Annotated in this window: 21 protein-coding genes; 18 read left to right on the plus strand and 3 right to left on the minus strand. The window is 60.5% G+C overall.

Features of this window, described 5'->3' with window-relative positions; all coding sequences use genetic code 11:
• The first annotated feature begins 3 nt into the window (after window positions 1-3).
• From BW686_RS16155 to BW686_RS16210, 12 genes are all read left to right on the plus strand, one after another.
• Window positions 4-540, plus strand: a complete 537-nt coding sequence (locus BW686_RS16155; RefSeq protein WP_084918591.1) for a chemotaxis protein CheW — start codon at window positions 4-6, stop codon at window positions 538-540.
• Window positions 537-1,811, plus strand: coding sequence for a CheR family methyltransferase (locus BW686_RS16160; protein WP_084918592.1), 1,275 nt, complete (start codon window positions 537-539; stop codon window positions 1,809-1,811). Before BW686_RS16155 ends, BW686_RS16160 begins: the two co-directional genes overlap by 4 nt.
• A complete protein-coding gene (locus BW686_RS16165) occupies window positions 1,811-2,497 on the plus strand; it encodes a chemotaxis protein CheW (protein ID WP_084918593.1) in 687 nt (228 codons plus the stop codon). The genes BW686_RS16160 and BW686_RS16165 overlap by 1 nt, the downstream gene beginning before the upstream one ends.
• Window positions 2,494-4,854, plus strand: a complete 2,361-nt coding sequence (locus tag BW686_RS16170; RefSeq protein ID WP_084918594.1) for a hybrid sensor histidine kinase/response regulator — start codon at window positions 2,494-2,496, stop codon at window positions 4,852-4,854. Before BW686_RS16165 ends, BW686_RS16170 begins: the two co-directional genes overlap by 4 nt.
• Entirely contained in the window at window positions 4,851-5,861 is a 1,011-nt protein-coding gene (locus BW686_RS16175) for a chemotaxis response regulator protein-glutamate methylesterase (RefSeq protein ID WP_084918595.1), read from the plus strand. The genes BW686_RS16170 and BW686_RS16175 overlap by 4 nt, the downstream gene beginning before the upstream one ends.
• Window positions 5,862-5,906: 45 nt before the next feature.
• Window positions 5,907-6,911 (plus strand): response regulator, encoded by a 1,005-nt coding sequence (locus tag BW686_RS16180; RefSeq protein WP_084918596.1) that lies wholly within the window; start codon window positions 5,907-5,909, stop codon window positions 6,909-6,911.
• 114 nt (window positions 6,912-7,025) lie between these two features.
• A protein-coding gene (gene prfB, locus BW686_RS16185; protein WP_102048019.1) for a peptide chain release factor 2 occupies window positions 7,026-8,121 on the plus strand; the annotation gives its coding sequence in 2 pieces (ribosomal slippage) (window positions 7,026-7,097 and window positions 7,099-8,121; 1,095 coding nt in all).
• A 69-nt stretch (window positions 8,122-8,190) separates the two neighbouring features.
• Window positions 8,191-9,693, plus strand: a complete 1,503-nt coding sequence (gene lysS / locus BW686_RS16190) for a lysine--tRNA ligase (protein ID WP_084918598.1) — start codon at window positions 8,191-8,193, stop codon at window positions 9,691-9,693.
• 77 nt (window positions 9,694-9,770) lie between these two features.
• Window positions 9,771-10,496, plus strand: a complete 726-nt coding sequence (locus BW686_RS16195) for a TetR/AcrR family transcriptional regulator (RefSeq protein WP_084918599.1) — start codon at window positions 9,771-9,773, stop codon at window positions 10,494-10,496.
• Between the two features lie 92 nt (window positions 10,497-10,588).
• On the plus strand, window positions 10,589-11,914 hold the full coding sequence (locus tag BW686_RS16200; protein WP_179149291.1) for a flavohemoglobin expression-modulating QEGLA motif protein: 1,326 nt from the start codon (window positions 10,589-10,591) through the stop codon (window positions 11,912-11,914).
• Between the two features lie 131 nt (window positions 11,915-12,045).
• Window positions 12,046-12,942 carry an alpha/beta hydrolase gene (locus BW686_RS16205; RefSeq protein ID WP_084918723.1) on the plus strand — a complete coding sequence of 299 codons (897 nt, stop codon included), beginning with the start codon at window positions 12,046-12,048 and terminating at the stop codon, window positions 12,940-12,942.
• Window positions 12,939-13,259, plus strand: coding sequence for a hypothetical protein (locus BW686_RS16210; RefSeq protein ID WP_084918601.1), 321 nt, complete (start codon window positions 12,939-12,941; stop codon window positions 13,257-13,259). Before BW686_RS16205 ends, BW686_RS16210 begins: the two co-directional genes overlap by 4 nt.
• Before the next feature lie 96 nt (window positions 13,260-13,355).
• On the opposite strand, the gene BW686_RS16215 is transcribed toward BW686_RS16210, so the two are convergent.
• Together BW686_RS16215 and BW686_RS16220 are read right to left on the minus strand one after the other, a co-directional pair.
• Entirely contained in the window at window positions 13,356-14,138 is a 783-nt protein-coding gene (locus BW686_RS16215) for an OmpA family protein (RefSeq protein ID WP_084918602.1), read from the minus strand.
• A gap of 58 nt (window positions 14,139-14,196) precedes the next feature.
• Entirely contained in the window at window positions 14,197-14,610 is a 414-nt protein-coding gene (locus BW686_RS16220; RefSeq protein ID WP_084918603.1) for a DUF4398 domain-containing protein, read from the minus strand.
• 381 nt (window positions 14,611-14,991) lie between these two features.
• Here BW686_RS16220 and ppc point away from each other — a divergent pair, with 381 nt between their 5' ends.
• The 6 genes from ppc to BW686_RS16250 all read left to right on the plus strand — a co-directional run bounded on the left by ppc (window position 14,992) and on the right by BW686_RS16250 (window position 21,495).
• Window positions 14,992-17,628 carry a phosphoenolpyruvate carboxylase gene (gene ppc, locus BW686_RS16225; RefSeq protein ID WP_084918604.1) on the plus strand — a complete coding sequence of 879 codons (2,637 nt, stop codon included), beginning with the start codon at window positions 14,992-14,994 and terminating at the stop codon, window positions 17,626-17,628.
• A 282-nt stretch (window positions 17,629-17,910) separates the two neighbouring features.
• Complete coding sequence (gene adk / locus BW686_RS16230; RefSeq protein WP_084918605.1) at window positions 17,911-18,567, plus strand: adenylate kinase; 657 nt, start codon at window positions 17,911-17,913, stop codon at window positions 18,565-18,567.
• Window positions 18,568-18,653: 86 nt separating this feature from the next.
• Window positions 18,654-19,328 carry a tRNA (adenosine(37)-N6)-threonylcarbamoyltransferase complex dimerization subunit type 1 TsaB gene (gene tsaB, locus BW686_RS16235; protein ID WP_084918606.1) on the plus strand — a complete coding sequence of 225 codons (675 nt, stop codon included), beginning with the start codon at window positions 18,654-18,656 and terminating at the stop codon, window positions 19,326-19,328.
• A gap of 250 nt (window positions 19,329-19,578) precedes the next feature.
• A complete protein-coding gene (locus BW686_RS16240; RefSeq protein ID WP_084918607.1) occupies window positions 19,579-19,890 on the plus strand; it encodes a hypothetical protein in 312 nt (103 codons plus the stop codon).
• 2 nt (window positions 19,891-19,892) lie between these two features.
• Window positions 19,893-20,756, plus strand: coding sequence for a DUF72 domain-containing protein (locus BW686_RS16245; RefSeq protein WP_179149292.1), 864 nt, complete (start codon window positions 19,893-19,895; stop codon window positions 20,754-20,756).
• A gap of 49 nt (window positions 20,757-20,805) precedes the next feature.
• A complete protein-coding gene (locus BW686_RS16250) occupies window positions 20,806-21,495 on the plus strand; it encodes an extensin-like domain-containing protein (RefSeq protein ID WP_084918609.1) in 690 nt (229 codons plus the stop codon).
• A 48-nt stretch (window positions 21,496-21,543) separates the two neighbouring features.
• Here BW686_RS16250 and BW686_RS16255 read toward each other — a convergent pair whose 3' ends face one another.
• Window positions 21,544-22,167 (minus strand): energy transducer TonB, encoded by a 624-nt coding sequence (locus tag BW686_RS16255; protein ID WP_084918610.1) that lies wholly within the window; start codon window positions 22,165-22,167, stop codon window positions 21,544-21,546.
• Window positions 22,168-22,210: the final 43 nt, after the last annotated feature.

Here is a 22,210-nt window from a genome sequence, read left to right on the forward strand (position 1 = left end):
ACCATGACGGAGCAATCGCCGAGGCGCAACGTTTCATCAGTGACCGCCAACAAGCTCTTCCTGCTGTTTTGCATCGGTGAAGACCGCTACGCGCTGGAAGCGACCGAAATCGCGGAAATCCTGCCGCGGGTAAAGCTCAAGAAAATTGCCAGAGCGCCCGACTGGGTTGCCGGGATTTTCGCGCACCGTGGCGAGATCGTGCCAGTCATCGATATCAGCGCGCTCAATTGCGGCCAGCCGGCGCGTGCGCGCACCAGCACCCGCATGATTTTGGTGAACTACCGGTACAACGATGCTCACCCGGCGCAGTTGCTCGGGCTGATTCTGGAACAGGCGACGGAAACCCTGCGCTGCCCGGCCTCTCAGTTCAAGGCGTACGGACTGGACAATCGTCTGTCGCCGTACCTGGGGCCGGTCCGCGAAGATGAACAGGGGCTGCTGCAATGGATTCACGTGCAGGAGCTGCTGAGCGAACCGGTGCGCGAGCTTCTGTACCCGGTGGTGCCGATAAACCTCGAATTGCTTGAGGATGCGCCATGAAGGTTGATGATTCGCGCTTCTTCAGTTTTCTGAAGGATCGCATCGGGCTCGATGTGACCTCGGTGGGCGAGGCCATTATCGAGCGCGCCTTGCGTCAGCGGGAAACGGCGTCCAACTGCCCCGACAGCGATGCCTACTGGCACCTGCTGATTACCTCGCCCCAAGAGCAGCAAGCGCTGATCGAGGCGGTGATCGTCCCCGAGACCTGGTTTTTTCGCTACCCGGAATCGTTTCTCACCCTGGGCCTGCTGGCCCGTGAGCGCGTAGAGAGCCTTGCCGGGGTGCGGCCGCTGCGCATTCTGAGTTTGCCGTGTTCGACCGGTGAAGAGCCCTATTCCATTGCGATGGCATTGCTGGATGCGGGTGTCGATCCGCGGCAGTTCACAGTCGATGCGATAGACATCAGCCCGGTGTCGATTGCCAAAGCCGAATCCGGCATCTACGGCAAGAACTCGTTTCGCGGCACTGACATTGGCTATCGCGAACGGTTTTTCAACCCGGTTGCCAACGGGTTTGCCATCGCCGATTCGATTCGCGCCTGCGTCAACTTTCAGGCCGGCAACCTGCTCGACCCGAAACTGGCAAAGCAGTTGGCCTATGACATCGTATTTTGTCGCAATCTGGTGATCTATTTCGATCAGCCGACCCAGCAACGGGTCTTTCAAGTGCTCAAACAGTTGACCCGGGAAGACGGCCTGCTGTTCATCGGCCCGGCCGAGGGCAACCTGCTGGCGGGGATCGGTATGCGCTCCATCGGCATTGCCCAGTCGTTCGCATTCCGCCATGCGCCCGCTGCGGCGCCCGCGCCGGTGCATCCAGCGGCCTACAGCTTGCCGCGTCCGGCGCCTGAACCGCCTCCGTCAGCGCCTGCACCGCGCCCCGTGCCTGCGGCCCGCACGTCCGCCGCCTTTGCGCCCCTCGTGAAAAAAGACACCCCGGCCGGCAACGCGGGCGTTTCGGCATTGCTCGAGAACATCGCGGCGCTTGCCAACGAGGGTAAAAGCGCCGAAGCCCGTGTGGCCTGCGACCGCTACCTGCAACAGCACGAACCGGTGGCGCAGGTGTTCTACTGGCTGGGGCTGCTCAGCGAAGTAGAGGGCAATGTGGCCCAGGCTCAGGGTTTTTATCGCAAGGCGTTGTACCTGCAGCCGCAGCACCGCGAATCGCTGGCCCAGCTGGCCGCGCTGTTGGCCGCTCAGGGCGACAGCGCCGGTGCCCGGCGTTTGCAGGACCGTGCGGCCCGTGGTGTGAATAAACAAGGAAATCATTGATGACGGGCCTGTCCGGTTTTTCCAGCCTTACTCATGATCAGGCACAGGACATCGACGATTGCTGGAACCGCATCGGTATCCACGGTGACCGCTCGTGTCCGTTGCTGGCAGAGCATATTCATTGCCGCAATTGCGCGGTGTATTCCGCTGCCGCTACGCGTTTGCTGGATCGCTATGCGCTGGCTCAGGAGCACCACGAGCAGTTTCAGGGCTCGGTGTTACAGCGCGACATCAAGACCCGTTCGATTCTGGTGTTTCGCCTCGGCGAAGAGTGGCTGGGGCTGGTTTCCCGTTGCCTGTCGGAAGTTGCCCCGCAACAGGCCATTCACTCGCTGCCGCATCAGCGTTCGCGTGCGATGCTGGGTGTCGCCAACGTACGTGGCGCTCTGGTAGCGTGCATATCCCTGGTTGAGTTGCTTGGGCTGGACAGTAACCCTGTGGTGGCGTCGGCGCGCGCTTTGCCGCGCATGCTGATCGTTGCTGTCGAGGGCGGTCCGGTGGTGGTCCCTGTGGACGAGGTGGACGGGATTCACGCCATCGACGAGAGCGAGCTTGACGCCGCCTCTGCGTCCGGCACGCACGCCAATGCCCGCTTCACCCGCGGCGTATTGCAATGGAAAGACCGCAGCCTGCGTTGGCTTGACGAAGAACAGTTGTTGTCGGCGGTGCATCGGAGCCTCACATGACGCCAGATCAAATGCGTGACGCTTCACTGTTCGAACTGTTTACCCTGGAGGCCGATGCGCAGACTCAGGTCTTGAGTGCCGGCCTGCTGGAGCTCGAACGTAATCCGACCCAGGCGGACCAACTGGAAGCCTGCATGCGCGCGGCCCATTCGCTCAAGGGTGCGGCGCGGATTGTCGGCGTCGATTTCGGCGTCAGCGTCGCGCATGTGATGGAAGATTGCCTGGTCAGCGCCCAGGAAGGTCGCCTGTTGTTGCAGGCCGAGCACATCGACGCGTTGTTGTCCGGCACTGACCTGCTGATGCGCATTGCCACGCCAGGCGGCAACAGCGTCGGCCAGCCTGACATCGACCGTTACGTCGAGCGGCTCAACGCGCTGCTGGCGTCCGGTGCCGGCGCGGCACGCACGGTCAGCACGCCGCTGATCGACCCGTTGCTGGCCAGTGCAATGCAGCAGCTTGAATCGGCCTCTGGCGCCACATCGGCATCCACGGCCCCTGTCATTGATCCGCTGGCCGCCGACTTGCGCCTCGATACGCCCGCGCCGCCACCGGTTCCCGAGCCCGAAGCGCCGTTCACCCCGTTGCGCGAACGTCGGGTGGCCGAGGGCGGCGAGCGTGTCTTGCGAGTGACCGCCGAGCGCCTGAACGGGCTGCTGGATATGTCGAGCAAGTCGCTGGTGGAAACCCAGCGACTCAAGCCGTTGCTGGCCGGTATGCAACGGCTCAAGCGTCTGCAAAGCAGCAGCGACCGAGCGCTTGAAGTGCTGGGCGCCAGTTTCGGCGAAGAAGGCCCTGGCGCCGATGTGCAGAAAGCGCTGGAAGATGCGCGTGGCCTGTTGTCTCAGGCGCAACACATGCTGGCCCAGCAAACAGCCGAACTGGATGAGTTCGGCTGGCAGTCGGCGCAACGCGCCCAATTGCTGTATGACACCGCGCTGGCCTGCCGCATGCGGCCGTTCGCCGACGTATTGACTGGCCAGGCGCGCATGGTTCGCGACCTGGGGCGTGAACTCGGTAAACAGGTCCGTTTGCAGATCGAAGGCGAAAAGACCCAGGTTGATCGCGACGTGCTGGAGAAGCTCGAAGCACCGCTGACCCATCTGTTGCGCAATGCGGTGGACCACGGCATCGAATCGCCGGAAAAGCGTGTTGCCTGCGGCAAGGAACCTGAAGGCCTGATTCGTTTGCAAGCCTCTCATCAGGCCGGGTTACTGGTCGTGGAGCTGAGTGACGACGGCGGCGGTGTGGACCTTGAACGTCTGCGCCAGAGCATCGTCGAGCGCAAGCTTTCGCCCGCCGAAACCGCCCTGCAATTGAGTGAAGAAGAGCTGTTGAGTTTTCTGTTCCTGCCCGGCTTCAGCATGCGTGACAAGGTCACGCAGATTTCCGGACGCGGCGTCGGGCTGGACGCCGTGCAGCATATGGTTCGTCAGATGCATGGCAGTGTCGAGTTGCAGCAATGGGCCGGCGAGGGCAGCCGTTTCAGAATCGAAATGCCACTGACACTGTCCGTCGTGCGCAGCCTGGTGGTGGAGGTGGGCGGTGAGGCCTATGCCTTCCCGCTGGCTCACATCGAGCGCATGCGTGACTTGCAGCCCGACGACATCGTGCAGCTTGAAGGGCGCCAGCACTTCTGGGACGAGGAGCGCCACGTGGGTCTGGTCTCGGCCAGCCAGTTGCTGAATCGACCCCCTGCACAGAACGCCGGAGAAGCCCTCAAGGTCGTGGTCATTCGCGAGCGCGACGCCGTGTATGGCGTGGCCGTCGAGCGTTTCATCGGCGAGCGCACGCTGGTGGTCATGCCGCTGGACGCGCGTCTTGGCAAGGTTCAGGACGTGTCGGCAGGCGCCTTGCTCGATGACGGGTCGGTGGTGTTGATCATTGACGTCGAAGACATGCTGCGCTCGGTGGAAAAACTGCTGAATACCGGACGGCTGGAGCGTATCGACCGGCGCAATCGTCAGGTCGATCAGGTTTCGCGCAAACGGGTACTCGTCGTCGATGACTCTTTGACGGTTCGCGAACTGGAACGCAAGCTGCTGGTGGGACGCGGCTACGAGGTCTCGGTGGCCGTGGATGGCATGGATGGCTGGAACGCCTTGCGTGCCGAAGACTTCGATCTGCTGATCACCGACATCGACATGCCGCGCATGGACGGCATCGAGCTGGTGACGCTGTTGCGCCGCGACACCCGCTTGCAGTCTCTGCCGGTAATGGTCGTTTCCTACAAGGATCGCGAAGAAGACCGACGTCGCGGTCTGGATGCCGGTGCCGATTATTACCTGGCCAAAGCCAGTTTCCATGATGATGCCTTGCTCGATGCGGTTGCCGAATTGATAGGAGACGCGCAAGGATGAAGATTGCCATCGTCAATGACATGCCCCTGGCGATAGAGGCTTTGCGTCGGGCGCTGGCCTTCGAACCTGCGCACCAGATCGTGTGGGTGGCGGCCAACGGCGCAGACGCGGTGCAGCGCTGCATTGATCAGACCCCGGATCTGATCCTGATGGACCTGATCATGCCGGTGATGGATGGCGTTGAGGCAACACGCCGAATCATGGCCGAAACGCCATGCGCAATCGTCATCGTGACCGTCAACCGCGAGCAGAACATGCGTCGTGTCTTCGAGGCCATGGGCCACGGCGCGCTGGACGTGGTGGACACGCCTGCCATTGGCGGCCCCAACCCCAGAGACGCAGCGATGCCGCTGCTGCGCAAGATCCTCAATATTGAATGGCTGATCGGGCAGCGCGGCAGCCGTGAACGGGTGGTGGCAGCGCCGTCTCGGGATTCGGTAAAGCGCGACCGGTTGATCGCCATCGGGTCTTCCGCCGGCGGTCCGGCGGCGCTGGAGATTCTTCTCAAGGGTCTTCCGGCCAATTTTTCACCGGCCATCGTGCTGGTGCAGCACGTTGACCAGGTGTTTGCAGCGGGTATGGCAGACTGGCTGTGTTCGGTGTCCGGCGTACCCGTGCGGCTGGCAACAGAGGGCGAACCCCCTCAGCCCGGTGTGGTGTTACTGGCCGGGACCAATCATCATATCCGGCTGTTGAAGGACGGTACGCTGGCGTATACGGCGGAACCGGTGAATGAAATCTACAGGCCCTCGATTGATGTGTTTTTCGAGAGCGTGACCCGTTACTGGAGTGGTGAGGCAGTGGGCGTTCTGCTGACCGGCATGGGGCGCGACGGCGCGCAAGGGCTCAAGGCAATGCGTGAGCGGGGGTTTCTGACCATCGCTCAGGATCAGGCCAGCTCTGCCGTGTATGGCATGCCCAAGGCGGCCGCCGCCATTGATGCAGCGGTTGAAATACGCCCGCTGCTCACCATTGCACCTCGCCTCATCGAGGTATTTACCCAATGATTGTTCAGGTCAAATTACTGACTGTCGGCGAACAGGAGACAATTCATGGATGACCTGCACAAGGACGACATCACCACACCGGACGAGAACAGCGCAATGGTGCTGCTGGTGGATGATCAGGCCATGATTGGCGAAGCAGTACGGCGCGGGCTGGCCGGTCACGAATCGATCGACTTCCACTTTTGCGCGGATCCACATCAGGCGATTGCTCAGGCGGTGCAGATCAAACCGACTGTCATTCTTCAGGACCTGGTCATGCCGGGGCTGGACGGTTTGACGCTGGTGCGTGAATACCGCAGTAACCCGCTGACTCGCGACATCCCGATCATCGTTCTGTCCACCAAGGAAGATCCGCTGATCAAGAGCGCGGCATTTACAGCCGGGGCCAACGACTACCTGGTAAAGCTGCCGGACAACATCGAACTGGTCGCACGCATTCGTTATCACTCGCGCTCGTACATGACGCTGCTGCAGCGTGATGAAGCCTACCGCGCCTTGCGCGTCAGCCAGCAACAGTTGCTCGACACCAACCTGGTGTTGCAGCGCCTGATGAACTCCGATGGCCTGACCGGGCTGTCGAACCGGCGTCATTTCGATGAATACCTGGAGCTGGAATGGCGCAGGGCGGTACGTGACCAGTCACAGTTGTCGCTGTTGATGATCGATGTCGACTACTTCAAAGCCTACAACGACAACTTCGGGCATCTGGAGGGCGACGAAGCCCTGCGTCAGGTGGCCAAGGCGATCCGTAACAGTTGCAGTCGCCCGTCCGACTTGCCGGCACGCTACGGTGGGGAAGAGTTCGCGATGGTGCTGCCCAATACGTCGCCGGGGGGCGCACGCCTGCTGGCGGAGAAACTGCGGCAGAGCGTGGCAGGCATGAACATTCCGCATATCGCCCCGACGCCGGGTTCCAGTCTGACCGTCAGTATCGGCGTTGCAACCGTGACGCCGCAGCTGGAGATGTCCAGTCGCCAACTGATTCTGGATGCCGACAAAGGGCTTTATGTGGCAAAGAACAACGGGCGCAATCAGGTGGCGGCGGGCTGATACGGCCGGCAGCCGCCAAATGGCAGGATAACGGTGCCATACGGGCTGCTTTCACAGCCCTGCCTGGGGTATACTCGTCGGCTTTGAAAATTTCGCCTGCGAGTGCTGCCTACCATGGAAATCAACCCGATCCTAAACAGCATCAAGGATTTGTCCGAGCGCTCCGAAACCATTCGGGGGTATCTTTGACTACGATCACAAACATGATCGTCTGACCGAAGTCAACCGCGAGCTCGAAGATCCAGCTGTCTGGAACAACCCGGCCTACGCCCAGGAACTGGGGCGTGAGCGCTCCCTGCTGGCGCAGATCGTAGAAACCCTGGACGAAATGTCCTCCGGGCTGGCCGATGCCAAAGACCTGTTGCTGATGTCCGCCGAAGAAGAAGACCAGGCGGCTGTCGATGACGTGGCTGCCGAAGTCGAGCGCCTGCGCGAGTCGCTGGAAAAACTCGAATTTCGCCGCATGTTCAGTGGCGACATGGACCCCAACAACGCTTACCTGGACATCCAGGCCGGCTCCGGCGGCACCGAAGCCCAGGACTGGGCCAACATCCTGCTGCGCATGTACCTGCGCTGGGCTGACAAGCGCGGCTTCGACGCAACCATCATGGAACTGTCTGCCGGTGAAGTCGCCGGTATCAAGGGCGCTACCGTGCATATCAAGGGTGAATACGCCTTTGGCTGGTTGCGTACCGAAATCGGTGTTCACCGTCTGGTGCGCAAGAGCCCGTTCGACTCCGGCAACCGTCGCCACACCTCGTTCTCGGCCGTTTTCGTTTCGCCTGAAATCGATGACAACATCGAAATTGACATCAACCCGTCGGACCTGCGCATCGACACGTACCGGTCCTCCGGTGCCGGTGGTCAGCACGTCAACACCACCGACTCGGCGGTGCGTATCACCCACGTTCCGACCAACACCGTGGTCAGTTGCCAGAACGAACGTTCCCAGCATGCGAACAAGGACACCGCCATGAAAATGCTGCGGGCCCGTTTGTATGAGCAGGAAGTGCAGAAGCGCAACGCAGCGTCCCAGGCGCTGGAAGACACCAAGTCCGACATTGGCTGGGGTCACCAGATTCGCTCCTATGTGCTGGACGCTTCGCGCATCAAGGACCTGCGGACCAACATCGAACGCAGCGATTGCGACAAAGTGCTTGATGGCGATATCGACGAATACCTGATCGCAAGCCTCAAGCAAGGGCTGTAAACCGTCAGCCGACCCCTCAAGCCCCTCGTCGCAAGGCGAGGGCGAACCCGTGATGGAATATCTAAAGACATGAGCGACCAACAACTCGACCCGCAAGCCCTGCAACAGGAAGAAAACACCCTGATCGCCCTGCGCAAGGAGAAGCTTGCTGCCGGCCGTGCCAAGGGTCAGGCCTTCCCCAACGACTTCCGCCGCGACAGCTACTGCAACGACTTGCAGAAACAGTACGTCGACAAGACCAAGGAAGAACTGGCAGAGGCAGCGATTCCGGTCAAGGTTGCCGGTCGCATCATGCTCAACCGTGGCTCGTTCATGGTGATTCAGGACATGACCGGACGCATCCAGGTCTATGTCAACCGCAAGACCCTGCCTGAAGACACCCTGGCCGAGGTGAAAACCTGGGACCTGGGCGACATCATTGCTGCCGAAGGCACCCTGGCGCGCTCCGGCAAGGGCGACCTGTATGTCGAAATGACCAGCGTGCGCCTGCTGACCAAATCGCTGCGCCCGCTGCCCGACAAGCACCACGGCCTGACGGACACCGAGCAGCGCTACCGTCAGCGTTACGTCGACCTGATCGTCAACGAAGACGTGCGCGAGACTTTCCGCGTCCGTTCGCAGGTCATCGCTCACATCCGCAGCTTCCTGATGAAGCGCGACTTCCTCGAAGTCGAAACGCCGATGCTGCAAACCATTCCCGGCGGTGCGGCGGCCAAGCCGTTCGAAACCCACCACAACGCGCTGGACCTGGAAATGTTCCTGCGTATCGCGCCAGAGCTGTACCTCAAGCGTCTGGTGGTCGGCGGGTTCGAGAAAGTCTTCGAGATCAACCGCAACTTCCGCAACGAAGGCGTTTCGACCCGGCACAACCCCGAGTTCACCATGCTCGAGTTCTACCAGGCGTACGCTGACTACGAAGACAACATGGACCTCACCGAGGAACTGTTCCGTGAACTGGCGCAACTGGTTCTGGGCAGCACCGACGTGCCTTACGGCGACAAGGTGTTCCACTTCGGCGAGCCGTTCGTGCGTCTGTCGGTGTTCGATTCGATCCTCAAGTACAACCCTGAACTGACCGCCGCCGACTTGCAGGATGTCGACAAGGCGCGTGCCATCGCCAAAAAGGCCGGTGCGAAAGTGCTGGGCTTCGAAGGTCTGGGCAAGTTGCAGGTGATGATTTTCGAAGAACTGGTCGAGCACAAGCTGGAGCAGCCGCATTTCATCACCCAGTACCCGTTCGAAGTGTCGCCGCTGGCCCGTCGCAACGACGAAAACCCGAGCGTGACCGACCGTTTCGAGCTGTTCATCGGTGGCCGTGAAATCGCCAACGCCTATTCCGAGCTCAATGACGCGGAAGATCAGGCCGAACGCTTTCAGGCTCAGGTGGCCGACAAGGACGCCGGTGATGACGAGGCCATGCATTACGACGCCGACTTCGTTCGTGCGCTGGAATACGGCATGCCGCCTACGGCTGGCGAGGGGATCGGGATCGATCGCCTGGTGATGCTGCTCACCGACTCACCGTCTATCCGGGACGTCATCCTGTTCCCGCACATGCGCCCCCAAGCGTAATCAGTGAAAAATCAGCCGCCTTCAATGGGCGGCTTTTTTTTAGGTGTTTTTTCAGAACGACTCAAAAGGAAGCTGTCGTGACCATTGCCAGAGAAGGGGCCGCCGGAGTAGCCAGTGCGGTGGCCAAAAGCGTCAAGTATCAAGGCCGAAAGGCCGCTCGTGAAGGCAGTGAGCAACGCAGGCAGGTGATTCTCGATGCGGCCATGCGCATCGTGGTGCGCGACGGCGTACGTGCTGTGCGCCATCGTGCAGTGGCTGCCGAGGCCTGCGTGCCGCTGTCGGCCACCACCTATTATTTCAAGGACATCGACGACCTGCTGACCGATGCCTTCGCCCAATACGTCCAGCGCAGTGCCGACTACCTCGCCAGGCTCTGGCAGAACACGGAAGTCGTTCTGCGCGAGATGATGAGCCGCAGTTCAGGAAGCCCGACCGACCGCTTTCGGCTGGCCGACGATATCGCCCGCATGGTGATGGAGCACATTCGGCATCAGTTGCTCACCCGGCGTGATTATCTGATTGCCGAACAGGCTTTCTATCACGAGGCGCTGATCAACCCGCGCCTGACCCCGCTGGTCATGGCTCATCAGGAAATTCTGTTGCAGGGCAGCTGTCAGTTTTTCCAGGTGATCGGCTCGCTGCAGCCTTATCAGGACGCTCAGGTGTTGACGGGACTCATCCGGCGCATGGAGTATCAAGGCCTGCTTCATGGTCCACAGCGTCAGGCAGACGAAGAAATGCTCTGTATCCTGACCCGTCAGATGCGTCTGGTACTGGGGACGCCGCAGCCGGCACGAGCGTGACGGTGCTTCGTGCCGCATGCTCTGGATCAACGGCCTGTCCGGATTGACGATCCGGCCATTTCCGATATTTTTCTACAGGTGGCGCATGGTCCATGCGTTGCCAAGCAGCAGGGCAACAGCCCGCCAGCCAAGGAGTCCCGGTGGACGAGTATCAACAGACTATTCGTGCGTTATCGGATCGGATCGTCGTTGCACAGACGCCGATTCGCATTCTGGATGCAGTGAAGTGGGATGACACGGTCCGCAAGGAGTTTCTGGCGGCCAATGGCAAGGCACTGCCTGCCGTGGACCGCGCCTATTATGAAAACCGCCCGTTGGGTTTCGATTCGGTTGCCTTGAAACAAGAGTTTCAGAACATCGAGCGGGACGTCACGCGTCAGTTGGGGCAGTTCAACCCGGTCGGGCAGATCATGCGGCGTATGTGCCGTGAGTACCGAATGGTGGTCCGCATGCTTGAAGCGCGCGGCACCCCCGACTTCGGACTGATCTCGCAGGAGCTCTACGGCGCGGCGTCCGACGCTTTTCACGCCGGCGACCCGACCCTGGCCGACCTGGGCCTGATGCTCTCGGACTACCTGAACAACATTGCCGGGCGCGGCGATCTGAAGGACGAGCCGAAAACCCTGACGGCCAAAGACGCGGTTTCGCTGTTGCAGTCGCGCTTGAACCGGGTGTTCGGCGAGGCGGAGGAAACCATTCGGGTGTTCGAGTCGGACGGTATCGTCGCCGATGCGGCTGCCGGTGCCGACTACATCAAGATCCGCAGTGACGCGATGTTCAACGAGCGTGACGTACGGGCGCTTGAGGTTCATGAGGGGCTGGTTCACGTCGGCACGACGCTGAATGGTCAGAACCAGCCGATCTGCACGTTCCTGTCCAAGGGGCCGCCCTCGTCGACAGTGACTCAGGAAGGGTTGGCGATTCTCATGGAGGTCATCGCTTTTGCCTCTTATCCCAGCCGCCTGCGCAAACTGACCAACCGCACGCGTGCCATTCACATGGCGGAGCAGGGCGCTGACTTTCTGCAGGTGTTCGAGTTCTATCGCGAGCAGGGCTTCGGCATGTCGGAGAGCTACGGCAACGCCAGCCGGGTCTTTCGTGGCTCGGTGCCGAACGGGTTACCGTTCACCAAAGACCTGTCTTACCTGAAAGGCTTCATCATGGTCTACAACTACATCCAGTTGGCCGTGCGCAAGGGCAAGCTGGAGCAGGTGCCACTGCTGTTCTGCGGCAAGACCACGCTGGAAGACATGCGCAGCCTGCGGCAACTGGTGGACGAGGGCCTGGTCGTCGCCCCCAAATACCTGCCCGACCAGTTCCGCGACATGAACGCCCTGTCGGCCTGGATGTGCTTCTCCAACTTCCTCAACCACCTCAGCCTGGATCGGATAGAAGCGGATTATTCGAATATTTTGTAGGGGTTGAGCGTTGGATCAGTGTCAGGGCGAAGAAACCCGACGAAGTCGGGCCGGAAACGGAGCAGCAGGCGTTGGTGACGTTGGCCCCAGGCAGGAGAGTCGGTCATGACCCACCCACAAGGAACCCCCCTTTGAAACTGCTCGGCATCCTCACCCTCGTCCTCGCGCTGACCGGTTGCAGCTCCATGCTGTTCTATCCCGAACGTGGCGTGCCGTTCACGCCGGACAAGGCGCGCTTGCAGTATCAGGAGGTCAACCTGACTGCCGCCGACGGCACGCGTCTGCACGGCTGGTGGCTGCCTGCCAAAGAGGGCGTGCCGGTCAAGGGCACGGTTCTGCACCTGCATGGTAACGGTGGCAACCTGTCGTGGCACCTTGGCGGCGTCTGGTGGCTGCCGGAACAGGGTTATCAAGTGCTGATGCTCGACTATCGCGGTTATGGTCAGTCGGAAGGCGAACCCGCCCTGCCGGCGATCTATCAGGACGTTCAGGCCGCGTTCGACTGGCTGAACGCCGCGCCACAGGTACAGGGCAAGCCACTCGTGGTGCTGGGGCAAAGCATCGGCGGGGCGTTGGCGGTGCATTACCTGTCTCAGCACCCGGATGAACGCTCCCGGTTGAAGGCGTTGGTGCTGGACAGTGTGCCCGCCAGTTACCGCAGCGTTGCGCGTAATTCCCTGAGCAGCTCCTGGCTGACCTGGCCATTGAGAACGCCCTTGTCGTGGCTGATTCCGGACGCCGACAGCGCTGTCAACGGCCTGCCGCAACTGGCGGGCACGCCGATACTGATTTTCCACAGCATGGACGACACCCTGGTGCCGCTTGCCAATGGCATCGAACTGTACAAGGCCGCACCCCCTCCGCGCGTGTTTCAACTGACGCGCGGCGAACACGTGCAGACGTTCGCTGATCCGCTGTGGCGTCAGGTCATGCTGCGCTACCTTGAGGATCCCGCCCACTTCAACGGCCTGCGTCGGCTGGGTGAAGTGCCTGATTATCCCGCCCCTGCAAAACAGCCTGCGCCATGAACCGAGATCGCAACGTCAATGGCATGATCCTGAGCGGCGTCGTCGCGATCATCGGCACGGTCGGTTGCCTGTGGTACTACGGCTACCTGCACTTCGCCAAACCCGAAGACGCGCTGTTACTCGGCGAATTCACGCTGCTCAAGACCGTGCCGGGCGAAGAGTACAAGGTGGCTGCGACGCCCGCCGCAGAAGTCGCTCAGTGCGTCGACGGCGTGCTGGTGCTGTTCGATACCACTCGGAAGGGGCTGTCTGGCGTGCTGATTGATGACCGCAGACAAGCCGTACGCTGCATCGGGCAGCAGACACCGCAGCCATAAATCAATGGAAGACACTGAAAACCGCTGAAAACTTTCGCCCACAAAAAAGCCCCGCCTGTATGCGCAGGCGGGGCTTCGGTGCAGCCGCTCGTTCGCTTATTTCATCGAAGAGCGCGGTGCAACAGGCTGGTTGTCGTTGGAAATGGTGACTTCCACACGACGGTTCATGGCGCGGCCCGAGTTGCTGGTGTTGTCAGCGACCGGGTATTCCTTGCCATAGCCCATGGTCACGACGCGTGCAGGGTCTACACCCATGCGTACCAGAGCCATGCGAACCGAATTGGCGCGACGCTCGGACAGCGACTGGTTGTAGGAAGCCGAACCGGTGCTGTCGGTGTAGCCTTCGACAATCACTTTACGGTCAGGGTTTTCCTGAAGGAAAGCAGCCAGTTTGCCAATGTCGCCCTGGGCGGTCGGCTTCAGGTCGGCTTTGTTGTAGTCGAACAGCACGTCACCGAAGGTCACCAGCGTACCGCGTTCGGTCTGCTTGGCATTCAGGCTGTTTTTCAACGCAGCGATCTGGGCGTCACGCGCTTCCAGACGAGCCTTGGCACGGTCGGCAGAAGCGTTCTGCAGAGCGGCTTCGGAGGTGCGCAGGGCGATAGTCTGCTTGGCCAGCTCAACGCGCTGGTTGGTCAGGTAAGCCAATTGATCGACTTTCTGTGCATCTTCATTGTCACGGAAAGCTTTATCAGCCTTGTCCAGCCACTCACTGGCGTCTTTGGTTTCAAGCGCCGCGACTTTGGTGGCTTCCGGATTGGTTTGCAGCGCGGTGTAGTTGGTGCGCGCCTGTTCCAGATTAGGGTTCGGCTTGGTTGCACAGGCTGCCAAAGCAACGCTCATGGCCAGCAGAGCAGGGATCATCAATTGTTTACGCATAATGTGGTCGTCCTTTAATCAGTTACGAATTCATGAAAACAGAAGGTTGGCGGGGCAATCACTGCACCTGGCGCAGGCCTTCTTCACGGAGTTCGTTGACGCCTTGACGGGCGTCCTGCACGGCCTTGGCAGCTTTGGCGGCCTGAGATTTACGTTCTGCTACGCGAGCGTCCCACTCGGCTTGTTCAGCCAGTTTACGAGCTTCGTCGTATTTGTGGTCCTGCATCGCCAGATCAGCGGCCTTGAGCTTGTCTTGAGCGGATTTCATTTCCACGGCGGCGAACTCGGTACCGCCAGCGCTGACGGCGCTGTTGACGGCCGATTGGGAAACCGCGTATTGCTCGGACGGCGGGTTGCCAGCGCAACCTGCGAGGATGAAGGTGCTACCGATTGCCAGCGCAGCAAGCTTCAAGCCGCGCAGGCCTTTGGATTTGTTTTTGGCAGTAGGGGTGTTCATGGTGATCAACTCCATTGTCTGACTCCGAACGTGGTTATCCATGACAGTTTTTTCATCAAGTCCGGGCATGAGGTCATACAACTGCCTGCTGCCTGACGGGCTTTCCTGTAATGGTTAATGGCTCCGACCTGCGCAGTTTTTGAATAGTTCAGATAAATATTTTCTGACCGGTCAGGAAACGTCATCCCCATTCAACATATTCACGCTATGCAGGGCGACATATGAAGCGATGCCGTCCCTGCACGATCAGGAGGGCCGTGATCAGGCTTTTTGCTGCGGGGAATTGTCGTGGCGAGGTCTTTTGATGCACTGTTGGCAAAGCGGATTTGAATTCACGTAGCCGTTCTTCTGAACGGGGACGCAACTGAGCCCATATAAAAACCGGGAGAGGGGACGATGGCCGATATCGATGCGCGTCTGCGCGAAGACGTTCACCTGCTGGGTGAGCTGCTGGGCAATACCATTCGTGAACAACGCGGGGCTGAATTTCTCGACAAGATCGAACGTATTCGCAAGGGCGCCAAGGCGGGCCGGCGCGGCTCTGCAGAAGGAGCCGAGCAGCTCAGCTCCAGCGTCGACGGGCTGGAAGATGATGAGCTGCTGCCAGTGGCCAGGGCCTTCAATCAGTTTCTCAACCTGGCCAATATCGCAGAGCAGTATCAGCTCATGCATCGCCGTGACGATACTCAGCCCCTGCCGTTCGAATCGCGTGTGCTGCCGGAATTGCTCGATCGCCTGAAGGCTGAAGGGCACGCGCCCGACGCCCTGGCGCGACAGCTGAGCAAGCTGCAAATCGAACTGGTGCTGACGGCGCATCCCACCGAGGTAGCACGCCGTACGCTGATTCAGAAATACGACGCTATCGCTGCGCAACTGGCGGCGCTGGACCACCGTGACCTGAGCAGTGCCGAGCGTGCGCAGATCACGTCCCGTCTGCAGCGTCTGATTGCCGAAGCCTGGCACACCGAAGAAATCCGGCGGATCCGGCCCACTCCCGTCGACGAAGCCAAATGGGGTTTTGCGGTCATCGAGCATTCGCTCTGGCACGCCATTCCCAACTACCTGCGCAAGGCCGATCACGCGCTGCACGCGGCCACGGGCATGCACCTGCCACTTGAGGCTGCGCCGATCCGCTTCGCTTCCTGGATGGGCGGCGACCGTGACGGCAATCCGAATGTCACCGCTGCTGTGACCCGTGAAGTGCTGTTGCTGGCGCGCTGGATGGCGGCCGACCTGTACCTGCGAGACGTCGACAATCTGGCGGCAGAACTGTCTATGCAGCAGGCCAGCGACGCCTTGCGCGCCAGCGTGGGCGACAGTGCCGAACCGTATCGCGCCGAGCTCAAACGCCTGCGTGAACGTTTGCGTGCCACCCGCAACTGGGCTAATGCCTCACTGACTGCACCGCAGCCGGCACCGGAAGCGGTGTTGCACGACAACCGTGATTTGCTGGACCCGCTGCTGCTGTGTTTCCAGTCCCTGCACGACTGCGGCATGGGGGTCATCGCCGACGGCCCGCTGCTGGATTGCCTGCGTCGCGCGGTCACCTTCGGCCTGTTCCTGGTGCGCCTGGACGTGCGACAGGACTCCACCCGGCATTGTGCGGCAATGACCGAAATCACCGATTACCTTGGGCTGGGGCGCTACGAAGACTGGGATGAACAGGCCCGGATCGATTTTCTGCTGCGCGAGCTGAACAACCGCAGGCCGTTGCTGCCAAGCTATTTCAAACCGGCGGCCGACACCGCAGAGGTTCTGGCGACGTGCAGAGAAGTGGCGGCCGCTCCGGCAGCCTCGCTGGGTTCTTACGTCATCTCGATGGCCGGTGCGGCGTCGGACGTGCTGGCGGTGCAATTGCTGCTCAAAGAGTCGGGCCTGCAACGGCCAATGCGCGTCGTGCCACTGTTCGAGACCCTGGCAGACCTGGACAACGCCGGGCCGGTGATCGAGACACTGCTGGGGTTGCCGGGCTACCGCTCGCGTCTGCAAGGCCCTCAGGAAGTCATGATCGGTTATTCGGATTCGGCCAAGGATGCCGGCACCACGGCCGCGGCCTGGGCACAGTACCGCGCGCAGGAAAAACTGGTGGAGATCTGCCGTGAACAGCAAGTCGAGTTGCTTCTGTTTCACGGTCGCGGGGGGACGGTCGGACGTGGCGGCGGCCCGGCGCACGCGGCGATCCTGTCTCAGCCACCTGGCTCCGTGGCCGGACGTTTCCGGACGACCGAACAGGGCGAAATGATCCGTTTCAAATTCGGGTTGCCAGACATTGCCGAGCAGAACCTCAACCTTTATCTGGCCGCTGTGCTGGAAGCGACCCTGTTGCCGCCTCCGCCACCGCAGCCTGCCTGGCGCACGATGATGGACCAGATGGCCAGCGACGGCGTCAGCGCCTACCGCGCGGTGGTGCGTGAAAACCCCGAGTTCGTCGAGTATTTCCGCCAGGCAACGCCTGAACAGGAACTGGGCCGCCTGCCGCTGGGCAGTCGTCCGGCCAAGCGCCGTGAAGGGGGTGTGGAAAGCCTGCGCGCCATTCCGTGGATCTTCGCCTGGACCCAGACACGTCTCATGCTGCCTGCATGGCTGGGCTGGGAGGCCGCGTTGAGCAAGGCGCTGGAGCGCGGCGAAGGTGACGTGCTGGCGCAGATGCGCGAGCAGTGGCCGTTCTTCAGAACCCGTATCGACATGCTGGAAATGGTATTGGCCAAAGCCGATGCGGACATCGCCAGGCTTTACGACGAACGTCTGGTCACCGCTGAGCTGCAACATTTAGGCGCACATTTGCGCGACCTATTGTCGCAGGCCTGCAACGTGGTGCTCGGTTTGACCGGACAGGCGCGACTGCTGGCTCATAGCCCTGAAACGCTGGAGTTCATCAGTTTGCGCAATGCCTATCTGGATCCGCTGCATTTGCTGCAGGCCGAGCTGCTGTCCCGGTCGCGCAACCGCGAGGCAAATCTGGACAGCCCTCTGGAACTGGCGCTGCTGGTGTCTGTGGCGGGGATTGCCGCCGGCCTGCGTAACACCGGCTGACGGTTTGGGGCGACGCCGTTGTCGGGTCGTTTCGATCCGGCGGCGGCAGCGCTCGGGTTCGCAGGTCAGCCCACCGAAAACGTTGATGCAGGTCACGTTGCTCTGTCATCAAGGCCCGCACGCCTGTACACCAGCGGTTACTGCGACTTTCGGCGGCTTGTGCGGCCTCGGTCTGCTGTGTATCTTGATCAGCCTTTCGGCCTGTTGGCCTGATTATTTTTTTAGATTGGCCCCCGAGGCGAATCCGTTGATTTCACTATAAAAATTTTGAGGAGCATGACGATGCGCGTGATTCTGCTGGGAGCTCCCGGGGCCGGTAAAGGTACTCAGGCAAAATTCATCACTGAAAAATTCGGCATCCCGCAAGTTTCGACTGGCGACATGCTGCGCGCTGCGGTCAAGGCTGGCACTGAACTGGGTCTGAAAGCCAAAAGCGTCATGGACGCGGGCAATCTGGTTTCCGATGACCTGATCATCGGCCTGATCAAAGACCGTCTGGCCGAACCGGATTGTGCCAACGGCGTATTGTTCGACGGTTTTCCGCGCACCATTCCTCAAGCCGAAGCGCTATTGAACGCTGGCCTGGAAATCGACCACGTGCTGGAAATTGCCGTCGATGACGAAGAAATCGTCAGGCGCATGTCGGGCCGTCGCGTTCACGAAGGCTCTGGCCGCATCTATCACACGATCTTCAACCCGCCGAAGGTTGAAGGCAAGGATGATGTCACGGGCGAACCGCTGGTACAGCGCAAGGACGATGTCGAAGAGACCGTGCGCTTGCGCCTGAAGGTCTACCACGATCAGACCAAGCCGCTGGTCGAGTTCTACAGCAAGTTGCAAGCGAAGAACGGCAAGCCTAAATGCAGCCACATTCCGGGCGTCGGCTCGGTTGAAGAGATTACAGCCAAAGTGCTGGAGGCCCTGAAGCCCCTTGACTGAGGCACGCAGCCTGATCAATAAATGGCCCGCTTGCGGGCCATTTGTCATTTATACTGCGGCACTTTTTCACCAAGACGGAAACACCGATGACCACCTTGCTGGCCCTGGACACCGCCACTGAAGCCTGCTCGGTCGCTTTGCTGCATGACGGCAAGGTACTGAGCCATTACGAGGTGATCCCGCGCCTGCATGCCCAGCGTCTGTTGCCGATGATCAAGAGTCTGCTGGCCGAGGCGGGCATTGCAATGTCGGCGCTGGATGCCATTGCTTTCGGGCGTGGGCCGGGTGCGTTTACCGGCGTTCGAATTGCGATTGGTGTGGTGCAAGGTCTGGCGTTCGCGCTGGAGCGTCCGGTGTTGCCTGTTTCGAACCTGGCTGTTCTGGCCCAGCGAGCCTTTCGTGAGCACGGTGTTTCTCAAGTGGCTTCGGCCATTGATGCGCGCATGGATGAGGTCTACTGGGGATGCTATCGCGAGACCGGCGGTGAGATGCGCCTGCTGGGCACCGAAGCCGTCATGGCGCCTGAGCAGGCGGCGCTGCCGATGCAGGCGGATGGACAATGGTTCGGTTCGGGCACTGGCTGGGGTTACGCCGAGCGGATTCCCGTCAGCCTGACGGCCTACGATGCAAACATGCTGCCCCATGCGCAGGACTTGTTGACCCTGGCAACCTTCGCCTGGCAGCGCGGCGAGTCCCTGCCGGCCGACGATGCCCAGCCGGTTTACCTGCGTGACAAAGTCGCCACGCCCAAGGCGCGTTGATCCTGTTCATTCTGCGCAGCTCGAAAACGAGCAGGTCGGTGCAGAGGGCGAGGCGATTCACAGCTCATGAAATGCCTGTTCGTGCCGAAAAGAATATCAATAGGCCAGCTACCGTTTATCGTCTGGATGCGTCGTAATCTCATATAGCGAAAACAATTTGTAAGATGTGTGGTCTAGTTATCGTTAAGCAATTTGCGAACTACAAGGCAGTAACGTTAAATTGCCACTATCGACGCCGAGTATATAATCGATGCGCATAGACGGAACCTCATCACGCTCCTACCCGATCAAGCGAAAGCCGCAGAAGACGCCTGCTACTGTTGAAGGTTCTTTCGAGGAAGTCGCTACAGATGCCGAGTTGCCGCCCCCTGCGGCCCAGGCTCGTCGGGAATCGGGTGATTCACCTGTTGGCAGCACTGCCAATGTGCCTGCGCGTCCGCAAGACATCATCTTCCCGCGTTCCATGAGTTCTCGTGTGGCTCATGCGTTGGCCAGCTACCTGACCACTGCAACCTTTGTTGATTGGGACCTTGAAGTATCCGGGCTCGATCTTCACGTTTGATTGTGTCTCGCCTCCCTTACTACCTCGGCTGCCCGTCATGGAGTGAAAACGCCTGGCGTGAGTTTCTGTACCCCGAGGATGCCCGCCCCAATGATTTCCTGAGTCTTTACACCCAGGTGTTCAACGTCGTTGAAGGCAATACCACGTTTTATGCGCGTCCCGCCGCCACGACCGTGCAGCGCTGGGCCGAAATAATGCCTGACGATTTTCGCTTCACTGCCAAGTTTCATAGAGATATCAGCCACGGTGGCGACCTCCGTGAGCAGATCGGGGCTGCCGAGGAATTCATTCGTCTGCTCGCACCGCTGGGTGGCCGGATTGCGCCGTTCTGGCTGCAACTGCCCGCCAGTTTCACGCCGCAGCGGCTGGCCGAACTGGTCGGTTTCGTCGATGAACTGAACGTGCCTCTGGCGGTGGAAGTGCGCAACATGGCGTTCTTCATGAAAGGCGATGAAGAGCGCATGCTCAATCGCCTGTTGCTGGACCGTGGCATCGAACGCATCTGCCTTGACTCCCGGGCCTTGTTCAGTTGCATATCGAGCGACCCTGCCGTGCTGCATGCGCAGTCCAAGAAACCTAAAGTGCCACCCCGTCCGGCTGCCTTGACCCTGTTTCCTCAGGTTCGTTTTATTGGCCGTCCAGAACTGGAAGCCAACGATCCTTTTCTGGTTCAGTGGGTGGAGAAAGTGGCGATATGGATCGAAGAGGGGCGAACGCCCTACGTGTTTCTGCACACCCCTGACAACGTGCGGGCTCCCGAGCTGGCCAGACGCTTTCATGAGCAACTGATGGCACGCTTGCCAGGGTTGCCGTCATTGCCTGAGCTGGATCGCGGACCTCAAGTGGAGCAGTTGGGTTTGCTCTGAGGTCGCCATGTGTGGGCTTGCAGGGCGCTAATCGGTACGAAGGCTGAACATGCGCGCATTGCTGTTTTTCATGGTGATCCTCACTGGCTGTTGCCTGGCAATCTGGCGAGGGTGGATCGAAGTGCCTGCTCGCTGGAACCCTTGGGCGCCACTGGATGTAAAGGCCGAACCCAACGTCCTGACCTCTTACAAGTTGTCGCGCTTGCAGAATGACTCTGCGCTGTGTGATCAGGTGATGCTGACCTCGGGGCTGCGGTTCAGTCGTCAGGCCGACAGCGACCCTGGCGCCAAGTGCCCGCTGGAGAACACCTTGCGCATTCAGGGCGGGGACGTGGCGCTAAGCAGCAGTTTTCTGGCAAGTTGCCCATTGGCTGTCGCTTATGCGCTGTTCGATGTTCACACCCTGCAGCCGGCCGCCCAGGCGGTTTTCGGTCAACGCGTGGTGCGGATCGATCACTTGGGTAGCTTTGCCTGCCGCAACATCTACGGCCGCGCCAACAGCAGGCTCAGTCAGCATGCGACCGCCAATGCGCTGGACATCGCGGGTTTTCGTCTGGCTGACGGTCAGCGGATCAACCTGTTGAAAGATTGGAGCAACACCGGTGACAAAGGGCGCTTTCTCAGGCAAGTGCGTGACGGCGCCTGCAAGCAGTTCAGCACGGTGCTCGGCCCGGACTACAACGCGGCGCATCGTGATCACTTTCATATGGACATGGGGCGTTGGTCGGTGTGCAGGTAGAGGCGGGCCGCTTGCTGCGAGTCAAGCGTTCGGGTTCAGGCTTGACACTTATGCTGCCATCCGCAGGTTTTGCAGGATCAGCGGGCGCGCCCAACCGTTTTCATAGTCGAACTGGCGCTGTTGGGCGGCAATGGTGTGCGCGTCCAGTGGCAGGGCAGGTTTGTCAGCCAGGTCCCATTCAAGCTCGGCAATCGGCAAATGCAGTGGGCGCGGTTGTGGGCCGGGGCCTGGGGTGCCTTTGTCGTCGTAAGGGTTCAGAACGACCGGGCGTACCCAGTTGCTGTCGAATTCCAGGTGACGCTGCTGTTCGATCATGTCAGCGATGCTGAACGGTTCGGCAGGCGGCGGCAGCAGGTCGAGATCAAATTCAGCGATCGGCAGGAACAGAGGCTCAGGTGGTTTGACCTCGGTGTCAGTCACCGGGCAGGCTCGTTGCTCGACAATTTTGCTCAGGGTTTTCGCCCCAGCGACCGGTTCGCCTGTTTCGACGTCGACTTCAACCGCGGTCGGGTGGACGGGAACGGCATCGCTGTCACTGACCTGTTCTGCCATCGCTCGGGCAAATGCATCCGACCACAGCTGCGTCACACCACCCAGTGTGCGGCTGTTGCGGACGCTAAAGTCGCCTGAGTGCGACAAATAGCCGATGGATGATTGAACAATCTCTGACATAGCGATCAGTACTGGCCTTGGGTCTGGCAAAATGCCGGATACT

It is taken from the genome of Pseudomonas syringae, from assembly GCF_002157375.1.
GTDB classification, from domain to species: domain Bacteria; phylum Pseudomonadota; class Gammaproteobacteria; order Pseudomonadales; family Pseudomonadaceae; genus Aquipseudomonas; species Aquipseudomonas syringae_T.